This is a genomic window from Zoogloea sp. (assembly GCF_023150065.1).
Taxonomy (GTDB): Bacteria; Pseudomonadota; Gammaproteobacteria; order Burkholderiales; family Rhodocyclaceae; genus Zoogloea.
On sequence record NZ_JAKLLN010000019.1, the window covers coordinates 97,411 to 108,884 of the forward strand.

At 60.8% G+C, this 11,474-nt stretch carries 11 protein-coding genes and 1 pseudogene; 5 read left to right on the forward strand and 7 right to left on the reverse strand.

Features of this window, described 5'->3' with window-relative positions:
- Positions 1–36: 36 nt before the first annotated feature.
- Positions 37–1,563, reverse strand: coding sequence for a methyl-accepting chemotaxis protein (locus L6Q67_RS18550; RefSeq protein WP_296572980.1), 1,527 nt, complete (start codon positions 1,561–1,563; stop codon positions 37–39).
- Between L6Q67_RS18550 and L6Q67_RS18555 the strand changes: the two genes are divergently transcribed.
- The 3 genes from L6Q67_RS18555 to L6Q67_RS18565 all read left to right on the forward strand — a co-directional run bounded on the left by L6Q67_RS18555 (position 1,489) and on the right by L6Q67_RS18565 (position 4,455).
- On the forward strand, positions 1,489–2,580 hold the full coding sequence (locus L6Q67_RS18555; protein ID WP_296572984.1) for an IS5 family transposase: 1,092 nt from the start codon (positions 1,489–1,491) through the stop codon (positions 2,578–2,580). The two genes, L6Q67_RS18550 and L6Q67_RS18555, sit on opposite strands and share 75 nt — an antisense overlap.
- A 194-nt stretch (positions 2,581–2,774) precedes the next feature.
- Positions 2,775–3,260 (forward strand): glutathione peroxidase, encoded by a 486-nt coding sequence (locus L6Q67_RS18560; protein ID WP_367171656.1) that lies wholly within the window; start codon positions 2,775–2,777, stop codon positions 3,258–3,260.
- Positions 3,261–3,348: 88 nt separating this feature from the next.
- Entirely contained in the window at positions 3,349–4,455 is a 1,107-nt protein-coding gene (locus tag L6Q67_RS18565) for an NADH:flavin oxidoreductase/NADH oxidase (RefSeq protein ID WP_027458820.1), read from the forward strand.
- Here the strand turns inward: L6Q67_RS18565 and L6Q67_RS18570 are convergent.
- The 5 genes from L6Q67_RS18570 to phnC all read right to left on the reverse strand — a co-directional run bounded on the left by L6Q67_RS18570 (position 4,452) and on the right by phnC (position 8,857).
- The gene (locus tag L6Q67_RS18570; protein WP_027458819.1) at positions 4,452–5,339 is read right to left on the reverse strand and encodes a LysR family transcriptional regulator; all 888 of its coding nucleotides are present in this window, start codon (positions 5,337–5,339) and stop codon (positions 4,452–4,454) included. The two genes, L6Q67_RS18565 and L6Q67_RS18570, sit on opposite strands and share 4 nt — an antisense overlap.
- Complete coding sequence (locus tag L6Q67_RS18575) at positions 5,336–6,343, reverse strand: phosphonate dehydrogenase (RefSeq protein ID WP_027458818.1); 1,008 nt, start codon at positions 6,341–6,343, stop codon at positions 5,336–5,338. The genes L6Q67_RS18570 and L6Q67_RS18575 overlap by 4 nt, the downstream gene beginning before the upstream one ends.
- 21 nt (positions 6,344–6,364) lie before the next feature.
- A complete protein-coding gene (gene phnE, locus L6Q67_RS18580; protein ID WP_232422840.1) occupies positions 6,365–7,105 on the reverse strand; it encodes a phosphonate ABC transporter, permease protein PhnE in 741 nt (246 codons plus the stop codon).
- 88 nt (positions 7,106–7,193) lie between these two features.
- On the reverse strand, positions 7,194–8,054 hold the full coding sequence (phnD, locus tag L6Q67_RS18585) for a phosphate/phosphite/phosphonate ABC transporter substrate-binding protein (RefSeq protein WP_027458816.1): 861 nt from the start codon (positions 8,052–8,054) through the stop codon (positions 7,194–7,196).
- Positions 8,051–8,857: a phosphonate ABC transporter ATP-binding protein gene (phnC, locus tag L6Q67_RS18590; protein ID WP_027458815.1), complete on the reverse strand. Its 807-nt coding sequence runs from the start codon at positions 8,855–8,857 to the stop codon at positions 8,051–8,053. The genes phnD and phnC overlap by 4 nt, the downstream gene beginning before the upstream one ends.
- Positions 8,858–9,082: 225 nt before the next feature.
- Between phnC and L6Q67_RS18595 the strand changes: the two genes are divergently transcribed.
- Positions 9,083–10,390 (forward strand): HD-GYP domain-containing protein, encoded by a 1,308-nt coding sequence (locus tag L6Q67_RS18595; protein ID WP_027458814.1) that lies wholly within the window; start codon positions 9,083–9,085, stop codon positions 10,388–10,390.
- 9 nt (positions 10,391–10,399) lie between these two features.
- Here the strand turns inward: L6Q67_RS18595 and L6Q67_RS18600 are convergent.
- Positions 10,400–10,513 (reverse strand): annotated as a pseudogene (locus L6Q67_RS18600) (CopK family periplasmic copper-binding protein); the annotation flags it as partial.
- A gap of 536 nt (positions 10,514–11,049) precedes the next feature.
- Between L6Q67_RS18600 and L6Q67_RS18605 the strand changes: the two are divergent.
- A partial coding sequence (locus L6Q67_RS18605; protein WP_296573009.1) for a site-specific integrase occupies positions 11,050–11,474 on the forward strand: 425 nt, incomplete at its 3' end.

Consider the following 11,474-nt stretch of genomic DNA (forward strand, 5'->3'; position numbering starts at 1 on the left):
CGCTCCCCAAAGCTTTGCAACTCGCCATTGTCCGGCTCAAGTTCGGAAGCGAGAGATACTGGCTCGGATCTGTATCGAAAGCACTTCCATCTCACGAGCCGTGTCTGCAGTTGCGCTGGCCTGAGTGTGGTTATGCACGGCCTGCTCGGCGATGGTTTCGACATTGCGGGCAATCTCACGGGTGGCTGCACTCTGCTCGCGTAGGGCGTCGGAGATGCCGATCACCGCACTACTGACTTGGCTCGCGCCGGTCTTGATGTCAGAGATCCGGCCGCCGGCCTCACCGGCGAGCGCAACGCCTTCCTCGACCTGGCCCTCTCCTTTCTTCATGCTTACCACAGCCGTCTCGGCACCGTTCTGGATGTCGTCCACCATCCGGGTGATCTCCTGAGTGGACAGCGAGGTGCGCTCCGCGAGTTTGCGCACTTCGTCGGCCACCACGGCAAATCCACGCCCTGCTTCGCCGGCCCGTGCGGCTTCAATGGCGGCATTGAGCGCCAGCAGGTTGGTCTGGTCGGCGATTTCGCGGATCACGTTGACGATGCGGGAGATCGCCTTGGACTCGTCTCCCAGATGCAGCACCGCTTCGGCCGACTGTCGTACGGTATCTGCGATCATGGACATACTCGATATCGCCTGGTTAATCACCTCGATGCCTGATTCGGATACATCACCCGAGGTTTCCGCAAGCCCTCGGCACGATTCGGCGTGCTCGGCGACCTGCTGGATGCTGCCGGTCATCTGCTCCACCGCGCTCGCCATCACGACCGCGGACTGGCTTTGGGTTCCGGAACTGGAGGCGACCGCATCCGAAGCAACTGACAGCTTTCGGGCATTGTCTGCAAGACCGCGGATGCCCGCGTCGATCTCTCCAATCATGCTGCACAGATGGGCGCTCATGTTGTCAAGGGCGCTCAGAAGTTCTCCCACCTCATCGGTGGAATCGGTTTCGATGTGCTGGGTCAGATCCCCTTCGGAAACCCGCTGGGTAACAGAAACGGCGCGCTGGAGCGGGCGGGTGATCCAGCGCCGGCTCATTACGATCATGGCGCTCACGAGAATCGCCGTAGCGAGGAGCGCAGCCACTACGATCTGAATCTGGATCATCCGCACCTCGTGGACAAATTCGTCGGCATAGGCGCTGGTTGCCACAAGCCAACCCCATTTCTCGAAAGGCTGCATGGCGACAAGCTTCTCTCTCGCCTCCTTGTCGCCAGCGTTCTGCCACCAATACTGGCTGATGCCCCGCCCCTGTTCGATCAAGCCGCGGATCACTGCAACACCATTCTTGTCCTTCACATCCAGCAGGTTCTTTCCTTCGGCGGACGGGTGGATCACGGCCATACCAGGCTCGACCTTTGCATCCAGCACGAAGGGATAGCCGGTATCTCCGACCCGCACGGCCCTAACAGGTTGGTGCAAAACCCAGTGAACGATCCGGCCATCCGCCTGTCCTAGCCGTATCCCCGAACCCCAGGCAGAACAACGATGCGCGGCGAAGTCGATCCCCAGTCCTCGATGTTTCACTATTTCTCGGTCGAGTCCCGGATTCCGGCCGATCACCCGTTGCGCCGGGTGAAGAAACTGGCCGAATCGGCACTGTCCGCCATTTCTGCGGAGCTTGATGGCCTTTACGCCCGGACGGGTCGCCCTTCGATTCCGCCGGAGCGCCTGCTCAAGGCCCAATTGCTGATTGCCTTCTACTCGGTGCGCTCCGACCGGTTGTTCTGCGAGCAACTTGATTACAACCTGCTGTTCCGCTGGTTTCTCGATTTGGACCTGGAGTCGGGCGGACTCGATCAATCGAACTTCAGCCGCCTGCGCGAGCGCCTGGTGGAAACCGACATCGCCCGACGTTTCTTCGACGAGGTGGTGCGTCTGGCCCGCAAGGACAAGTTGCTGTCCTCGGATCACTTCACCGTCGACGGCACCTTGATCGACGCCTGGGCCTCCTTCAAGAGCTTCAAGCGCAAGGACGATGACGAACCACCCAAGCCCGGGGACGGCACCGGGATGGTGGATTTCAAGGGCGAGAAGCGTTCCAACGCCACCCACCAGAGCACCACCGATCCGGACGCGAAACTCATGAGAAAGGGCAACGGCCAGCCGGCCAAACTCAGCTACGGCGGCCATGCCCTCATGGAGAACCGGAGCGGTCTGTGCGTGGATCTGCTCATCACCGACGCCACCCTGGCGGAGCATCAGGCGGCGCGGCAACTGCTCACCCGTGCGCGTCGGCGGAAGATTCACCCGAAGACCCTGGGTGCTGACAAGGGCTATCACGTGAAGGACTTCGTCCAGCATCTGCGTGAGCACGGGATCAAGCCACATATCGCCCGAATCGACGGTCGCAAGACACCGGGGCTCGATGGACGGACAAGCTGCACCGAGGGCTACAAGATCAGCCAGCGGAAACGAAAGCGTGTTGAAGAGATCTTCGGGTGGCTGAAGACAGTGGGCGGAATGAGAAAGACCCGCTTCATCGGAGAAGCCCGAACCCAGATCGCCGCCTACCTGTCGGCGGCGGCGTACAACCTGCTGCGAATTGCGAAATTGCAGCGCGCAGGGAGTGAAGCATGAAGCGGCACCCGGAATTGGGCGAAAGCCCATTCCCCGGCCCATTTGATGGGCATCAAAACGGGATTGGGAAGCCAATTCCGGGAATGAAGTCATGATAAATCAAATAGTGAGGGGACCGGCTGGCGCGGCTTCTCGGGGTTTTGCATCGGCCTGCTAACGCAGCCAGCGCCGCCGGCCGCACTTCCTGCCCGCCGCTGCTGCAACATACCTTTCCGCGATTGCAAGACGATCAACCGCAGTCGCTTTGCCAGTACACCGGCAAAGTGTTGTTAGTCGTAAATACGGCAAGCTATTGCGGTTTCACGGGCCAATACGCCGGTCTGGAAGCGCTGTATGCACGCCACAAGGACCAGGGTCTGGTGGTGCTCGGTTTTCCTTCCAACGACTTCAAGCAGGAAACCGGCAGCAACCAGCAAATCGGGGCTTTTTGCCAAAATACCTTTGGCGTGAAATTCCCGATGTTTGCCAAGAGCTCGGTCAAGGGGGCGCAGGCGTCGCCCTTTTACCGACAACTGGCCGCTGCCACCGGCAAAGAACCGGGCTGGAACTTCTATAAGTACCTGATCGGGCGCGACGGCAAGGTGGCGAGCGCTTATTCGAGCATGACCGGCCCAGCAAACAAGGGCTTGCAGCAGGAGATCGACCGACTGCTGGCGCAGCCGGCACCCGCAGGGCAGTGATGGCCGCCCGCCTCGCTCACGGCGGGTAGCAATGTTGGGTATCATGATCTGACCGTCCAGGACTGGACATGAAGAAGACTGCCAACCCATGAGTACCCTTTTCGCTCCCATCGAACTTGGAACGCTGACACTGCCCAACCGTATCGTGATAGCGCCGATGTGCCAGTATTCGGCACAGGACGGCAATGCCACATCCTGGCACCTGATGCACCTGGGCCAGCTGGCGCTTTCCGGCGCCGGCATGCTGATCATCGAGGCTACCGCCGTTGAGGCAGAGGGCCGCATTTCGGCGCAAGATCTCGGCCTGTGGTCAGATGAGAACGAGCAGGCGCTGGCGTCCACGCTGGCGCAAGTGCGCCGGCATTCGGCCATGCCGATTGCAGTGCAGCTGGCGCATGCCGGCCGCAAGGCATCCACTGTTCCACCCTGGCTGGGCGGGCAGCTGCGCCCGTCTGGCGAAGGCGGCTGGCGCACGTGGGCGCCCTCGGCCTTGCCTTTCACTCCCGGCAATGAAGCGCCGCAGGCGCTGGATGCGGCTGGCCTTGTGCGCATTCGCCAGGCCTTTGCTGCGGCCGCGGCGCGCGCGGCCCGTATCGGCATCGATGCCATCGAAGTCCATGGCGCGCATGGATACCTGCTGCACCAGTTCCTTTCGCCGCTTTCTAACCGGCGTGACGATGCCTATGGCGGGTCGCTGGAAAATCGCATGCGTTTTCCCTTGGAAGTATTCGAGGCGGTGCGTGCAGCCTTTCCGGCCGGCCGGCCGGTCGGCATCCGCGTCTCGGCAACCGACTGGGTCGAAGATGGCTGGGATATCGAGCAAACTTTGGCATTTGCCGCCGCTCTGAAAGTGCGCGGCTGCGATTTTCTGGACGTGTCCACCGGCGGGCTGTCGCCACAGCAAAAAATTTCCCTAAGCCCGGGTTACCAGGTGCCGTTCGCGGAAAGATTGAAGAGGGACGTCGGCATGCCGACCATTGCCGTCGGCCTGATTACCGAAGCACGGCATGCCGAGTCCATCGTCGCCAGCGGCCAGGCCGACATGGTGGCGCTGGCGCGCGGCATCCTGTACGACCCGCGCTGGCCTTGGCATGCGGCCGCCGAACTGGGCGCGCAAGTGGATGCGCCGCCGCAGTACTGGCGTTGTCAGCCGCGCGAGCTCAAGGCGCTGTTTCGCGACGCCCGGATCAGCTAGGGTGCGGGCGCCAGCGGCGCGGTTTCACCCTGCAGCAAAAATTCGCAAAAATGACGCGCCGGCGCGTCCGGCAAGAGGTCCTCGCGGCTGATCACGTACAGGTCCTTGTGCAGTGCGCCGCCTTCGAGGGGAATTGCCCGCAGACTGCCATCGCGGTTTTCATCGGTCACGGCGGCCGCCATCACGAGCGAGATGCCGAGTCCGGCCCGCACCGCATGCTTGACCGCTTCGGTGCTGCCAAGTTGCATGGCGATCCCGATGTTGCGCGCATCGTCGCCGAAATAGGACTGCAGCAGCCGCCCTGTGCCGCTGCCGGCTTCGCCGCCCAGTAGCGCCTGCCCGCACAGCCAGTTGCGTGGAATGCTGGTGCGCCCGGCCCAGGGATGGTCGGGCGGCACGATGACCTGCAATTCCTCGCGATGCCAGACGGTGGCGGTAAAGCCGGGGCGTGGATCCCACCATTCCATGATGGCGACGTCGATCTCGAAATTCTGCAGTTGCTCGGCGATGCGGTTGTTGCTGCCAATAGCTATCTGGAGCTTGTGCGCAACGCGGTCGCGGTAGGCGCGCAGACGCGGCTGCAGCAAGTAGATGCCGGTATTGGAACTGGCGCCGATGCTGAGGACTGTCTTGTCGAACAAGGCTTGCGCGCGGGCGCCGGCGCGTACCAGATGTTTAGCGTAGGGCAGGAATGAAGTGCCTTCCGGCGTCAGTGTGCAGCCGGCATTGCTGCGCTGGATCAGCGCCACCTTGAGCGATTGCTCGAGCCGCTTGATATGTTGCGTGACGGCCGGTTGCGACTGGCCAGTCTGCCTGGCCGCCTCGCGGAATCCCCCCTGATTTGCGACCGCAAGGAATGTGGCGACGCACTCCAGGTTGATCATGTCGCCGTCTTCCTGCCGGGACGGTTGATGGCGCCGGCAGGCGCCTCGCCATTGAGCGCCTGGATAATGTTGCAGGCGGCCTGACGTTCGATCTCCAGGCGCACTTCGGCAACGGCCGAACCGAGGTGCGGCGTGAAAAAAGTTTGTGCAGGATTGTCCAGCAAGGCTTGCGGAATGGCGCGCGGCCGGTCTGGCCGTGCCCATTCTTCCAGCTCGAACACGTCGGCGGCATAGCCGGCAAGGCGGCCGCTGGCGAGCGCTGCAACGACTGCGGCTTCATCGACCACCGAGCCGCGGCAGGCATTCACCAGGTAGCTTCCCGGACGCATCCTGGCGAGCGTGTCAGCATTGATCAGGTGCAGGGTCTCCGGCGTCATCGGCAGCATCGGCACGATGAAATCGCTGGCGGCCAGCAATTCATCGAGTTCGACTTGGCGCGCATTCCATTGCGCAGACTGTTCGGTCGGCAGGGCAACGTGGTCGCAATACAGAATCTGCATGTCGAAGCCAGCCAGCCGCTGTGCGATGGCGCGGCCGACCGCACCCATGCCGATGATGCCGATCGTACGCCCGGTGAGCCCCGTGCCGTACAGCTGCGGGAGCCACCCCTGAAAGCCGCTGCTGCGGATCTGGCGGTCACCTTCCAGCATGCGGCGTGTTAACCCGAGCAGCAGGCCGATGGTCAGTTCCGCGGTCGGGATGGTCAGCAGGTCGGGCACGATGGAAAACCAGATGCCGCGGCGGGTGCAGGCGGCGACGTCGAAGTTGTCATAACCCTTGAGCGCCGCGCCGACGATTTTCAGTTGCGGGCAGGCTTGCAGGAAGGCGTCGTCGATACTGTCGGGCATGAAGACCATGATGGCTTGCGCATCGCGCGCGCGCGCCAGCACTTCTTCGCGCGGCAGGGTGTCGCGCGAAGTATTGGGAATGACTTCGGCAACGCCTTGCAGCAGTTCGATGATTTCCGGATGCACCCAGTGGGTGAGCACGACTTTGGGTTTCATGTAACGATTTGCGTAAATGATTTACTTGAAGGTGCGGCGCAGGAAGGCGCTCAGGGCGTCGACCAGGCTCACCATGACGAGGATGACGATCAGGATTGCCGAGACATCCGTGTATTGCATGATGCGCAGCGATCCCATCAGTTCGAAGCCGATGCCGCCGGCGCCGACCATGCCCATGACCGTCGAGGCGCGGAAGTTGTATTCCCAGCGGTAGATCGCTGTATCGGCCATCTGCGGCAAGACTTGCGGCAGGATGCCGTGGAAGATCACCTGCAGCGGGCTGCAACCGGCGGCGCGCGCGGCTTCCACCGGCGCGCGGTCGGCATGTTCGATGGCTTCGGCAAAGAACTTGCCGACCATGCCCACCGAATGCAGGCCAAGCGCCAGCACGCCCGGCAGCGCGCCGAAGCCGACTGCAGCGACGAACACGATGCCCATGATGAGTTCAGGGATCGAGCGCAAGCCGTTCAGCAGGCCCCGGGCGCATTGGTAGACCAGCGGATGCGGCGTGGTATTGCGCGCTGCCAGCACCGCCAGTGGCAGCGACAGCAGCACCGCAACCGCCGTGCCGGCCACGCTCATGGCCAGGGTGTCGAGCAGTGGCTTGACCCAGGAGCCGGCCTGGCTGAAGTTCGGCGGAAACATCTCGCCGACCAGTGACGCCAGGCTGGGGATCCCTTCGCCCAGGCGTTCGGCGTCGAACAGGCCAACGTAATACCAGCAAGCGATGACGATTGCCAGCACGGTGGCCAGGGAGACCATCGAGCGGTTCCAGGCGCGCTGCCGGCGGTCCAGCAGCGGTGCGAATTGAGCGTGCATGAAGACTCCTGATTGCTTGTGCGATGTGTGCCTAGAACTTGGACAGATCCAGCTTGAGCAGCGTGCCGAGATTGCGCACGACATCGTATTCCTTGTCGCTGATCGGGCCGAAGCCGTCGGCTTTGAATGGCTTCAGCACGGCCGGGTCATTCAGGCCCAGGAAAGCGGCGCGGATCTTTTCCTTCAGCGCGGCATTCAGGTTGGAGCGCATGGTCCACGGGTACTGCGGAAAGGGCTTGGATTCGACCAGCACCTTGACCTTGTTGGCGTCGATGATGCCGCGCTGGACCAGCGATTCGAAAATCGGCTTGGACAGGCCGCCCGCCTGCGCGTGGCCATTCTGCACGGCGATGGCGACGGCGTCATGGGCGCCGACGAAGTGTTCCTGGTAATTCTCGCCGGCTTTCAAGCCATTTTCCGCCAGCATCGATTTCGGGATCAGGTGGCTGGAGGTCGAGGCCTTGTCGCCATAAGCAACGTTCTTTTTTGCGATGTCGGCAATGCCGTTGATGCCGGCGCCGGTATTGATGACCAGGACCGACTGGTAAGTGGTGCTGCCTTTTTGCTTGATCGCGGCGAAGGCTTCGATTTCGCTCTTCTGCCGGGCCAGCACATAGGACAGCGGGCCGAAGTAAGCCAGATCCAGGCGGCCATGGCGCATCGCCTCGATCATCGAGGAGTAATCGGTGGTGACGATCAGTTCAATCTTCTTGCCCAGCGTTTTTTCCAGATACTCTTCCAGCGGCTTGTTGTTCTTGATGACGGTCGAGGCATTTTCATCCGGCAGCAGGGCCACTTTCAGGGTGTCCGGATCCGGATTGGGCGCAGCATGCGCGACGGCGCCCAGAAGGGCAAGCGAGGCCAGGCTAATGGCGGCAAACAGTTTCTTCATAATGCTTCCTTTGCGGTTGCGATGGGAAAGGGAAAACGGACGGTGGCAGCGACGTCTGCCGGCGGCGTGCCCGCCGCCTTGTGCTCGTACAGGGCGGCGGCTTGCGCCGGTGTCAGGGCATCCGGTGTGGCGTCGAACACGAGACGTCCGTGTGCCAGGCCAACGATGCGGTCAGCATACTTGCGGGCAAGTTCGACCTGGTGCAGGCTGATGACCGCCGAGATGCCGTCTTCCTTGCAGATACGGTGCAGCAGCGACAGGACTTTGTCGGCGCTGACGGGATCGAGGCTGGCCACCGGTTCGTCGGCAAGAATCAGGCGTGGTCGCTGCGCCAGGGCGCGGGCGATGCCGACGCGTTGCTGCTGGCCGCCGCTTAACTGGTCCACCCGCGTCAGCGCCTTGTCCAGCAAGCCGACACGCTCCAGGCATTGCAACGCAAATTCCTGTTCGGCGCGCGGCAACGGAAACAGGCTGCGCAGGGTCGAGTGGTAACCGAGACGTCCCATGAGCACGTTTTGCAGGGCCGGGAGGCGGCCGATCAGTTGATGCTGCTGGAAAATCATGCCTGTCTGACGGCGGTGCATCTGCAGCGTCTTGCGGTCCTGGAGGGGGCCGTGTCCGTCGACGCGGACCTCGCCGGCATGCGGGGTGTGCATCAGGTTCAGGCAGCGCAGGAGGGTTGATTTGCCGGCACCGGAGGCGCCCAGCAAAACGGTAAACTGGCCCTGGCAGAAGTCCAGGGTGGTTGGATGCAGGGCAACAAGATTGCCGAATTGCACCGATACTTTGTGCAGATGAATCATGGCGAGTCCTTCGTTGGTTTCGCAATCAAACTGCGATGACGATTACAAAATCGAATTGCCAGGCCATGGTAGGGGGGGCTGTGTTACCTGCGCGTGACGAACCGATGAAGAATCTGTGACATCGCCACCGGCGGCACCATTTTTAACTGGGTTAATGCACCAATTCTCACTCGATCGCGTCAGCGGCCACTTCAAGCACTTCATGGAACTGCTACAGAATCTGAAATGAACGCTATTCAACTGCCCCAGACACACCGGCAATTGCGCCGCATGTTGGCGCGGCGCCTCGGTATAGGTGCGCTCCTGGTTGGCAGTCTCGCGGGAGGTCTTGCCTACTGGGTCGAATCGTATCGCGTAGAGCAGCGCACCCTTGAACGCGCCATAGCGGGGGTCAGGCATTTCGAGTCGCCCGCCATGCAAATGGCGGTCGGCGGGGATAAAGGAGATAGCCATTCCGCGATTTCGCAGTTGCTGACCGATGAGTTTGTCGGGATTCGAGTTTTTTCGCCCAATACGGAGATGGTGTTTGATGCTTGGCGGTCACTCCCCGAGTCGCTGAAAGAGATCGCCCGACAACAGCGCCATCCATGGCCGCCAGCTCCAGGCAGCCATAGCAAACGATTTTCGGTGGCTGGCGAAGAACTGGTTCAGGTCATTCTGCCGATGACCACCAGTGATGGCCGTCTTGCAGGCTATGTCGAGGGAATCAGCCTGGTGTCCCGCTCGGCACTGCAAGAGAGAGAACAACAGATTCGCGGGGCTGCGCTGACGGCCTCGATATCAGTATTCGCGGCAGCGCTGTTGCTTTACCCGTTAATGTCGGGATTGCTGGGCCAAACGGTGGCATTGTCGTCTCGACTCCTGGAATCCAATCTTTCGCTGCTGCGCTCCCTTGGAAACGCCATCGCCAAGCGTGACGCAGATACCGACGCCCATAACTACCGGGTTACCTGCTATGCGGTCTCACTTGCCGAAGCACTGGGTGTTGGCAAGGAAACCATTGCCGAACTGGTGCTGGGCGCCTTTCTGCACGACGTTGGAAAAATCGGCATTCCGGATCAGATTCTGTTGAAACCGGGACGGCTGACCAGCGAAGAATTTCAGGTCATGAAGACCCACGCCATGCTCGGCATCGAGATCGTCGCCGGCAATCCCTGGCTGGCTGGCGCAGAGAAGACCATCCGGCATCATCACGAACGCTTCGACGGGAAAGGGTATCCGGATGGGCTCATTGGCGAGGCAATACCGTTGGCCGCACGGATTTTTGCCCTGGTCGACGTGTTCGACGCATTGACCTCTGTTCGCCCGTATAAACCAGCCTTGTCATTGGAAGAGACGTTGAGCATCATGGAACGGGAAGATGACCAGCATTTCGATCCAAAGATTCATGCCGTTTTCCGGCAGGTTGCTCCGGTGCTATACGCACAAGGCCAATCCAGAGATCATGCCCAATGGAGTCAGGAATTGAAGGCGATGCTTGAACGGTACTTCAAAATGAAAACGGCTCCCAAAGGAGCCGCCGAATTCGAGTGATGCGGGAAATTAACCGCGATGGTATTTGTGCAGCAATTCGTCAACACGCCAGATTTCGTTTCCGTTCATGATGATTTTTTTGCCGTCCTTGGTTTCCATCACATGGCCAGATTCCATATAGGTTGCGCGACCATATCATGGTTCTCTCCTTGTGACATCGGGTTAATCGTGTCGGACTCATTTCGTCCAACCGTGATGTCATCTTAGGAGTCCGATACCAACAGGACGCTGACCCCCGCGTTACATTTTTGAAAGCTTTTCGCCGGAAATGGTCAGGGAGAGAGGTGCCCGTCGCTTTCGCACCAACGTTACTTGGTTTTTCTGTCGAAGCAGAGTTTGTTAGATATAAATGCTGCCGTTCCTCGCTTCTGCTTACTGCGCGGCAGGTAACCAGCAGTTTGCTGACCGAAGAGTGAAGTGATTCGAACGGCCGGATTGGCCGAATTGTTGTCTGTTGCCAAAGACATCAGGCAGGTCGTCGGCCTTATGTAAAGCTTTCCATAAGGCCGATTATGCAAAGCCAGCGATTATGGAAAGTAGCCGGGGTGGCTGTGGCTAAGAAGCAGGAAGGAAGGAGCTTTGCAGCGGCCGGCATCCCCGCGAGCTCGACATAATTTCCTCGGTCTCCTGAAGTAGTAGTTCCACTTCAGGAGACCGTTATGAGCCAGATCTCTTCGCCCCCGGTTACGCCAAGTACGCATCCAGCGCCGGCGCTCTCCGATCACATCACCGCGGAACTGCGCCGCTACGACGAACACCTGCACGATGTCCGTGGGTTGGCTGAGGGCACTCGCAGGCAGCGAGTTCGCGTCGTAAGACGGCTGCTGCAAGAGCAATTCGCTGATCGCCCAATCGATGTTGCCAAGCTGCATCCGGATGACGTGCGCAGCTTTCTTGCCAGGCAACTGGAGGCGCACTGGTCACACGCCAAGGCATCTCTGCTGGCTTCGGCCTTGCGAAGCTACTTCCGCTACCGGGCCACCTGCGGCGATCGGGTCGGTAGGCTGACCGCAGTCATTTCAAACCCGGTCCACTGGAAGCTGGCGTCATTGCCACGGGCGCTCAATCCCGATGATGCTGATCG

Bases quoted from the DNA above. Each gene is read 5' to 3' on its own strand.
- L6Q67_RS18555 (WP_296572984.1), top strand. From the start codon at position 1,489: ATGCGCGGCGAAGTCGATCCCCAGTCCTCGATGTTTCACTATTTCTCG.
- L6Q67_RS18565 (WP_027458820.1), top strand. From the start codon at position 3,349: ATGAGTACCCTTTTCGCTCCCATCGAACTTGGAACGCTGACACTGCCC.
- L6Q67_RS18570 (WP_027458819.1), bottom strand. From the start codon at position 5,339: ATGATCAACCTGGAGTGCGTCGCCACATTCCTTGCGGTCGCAAATCAG.
- L6Q67_RS18575 (WP_027458818.1), bottom strand. From the start codon at position 6,343: ATGAAACCCAAAGTCGTGCTCACCCACTGGGTGCATCCGGAAATCATC.
- phnE (WP_232422840.1), bottom strand. From the start codon at position 7,105: ATGGTCTCCCTGGCCACCGTGCTGGCAATCGTCATCGCTTGCTGGTAT.
- phnD (WP_027458816.1), bottom strand. From the start codon at position 8,054: ATGAAGAAACTGTTTGCCGCCATTAGCCTGGCCTCGCTTGCCCTTCTG.
- phnC (WP_027458815.1), bottom strand. From the start codon at position 8,857: ATGATTCATCTGCACAAAGTATCGGTGCAATTCGGCAATCTTGTTGCC.
- L6Q67_RS18595 (WP_027458814.1), top strand. From the start codon at position 9,083: ATGAACGCTATTCAACTGCCCCAGACACACCGGCAATTGCGCCGCATG.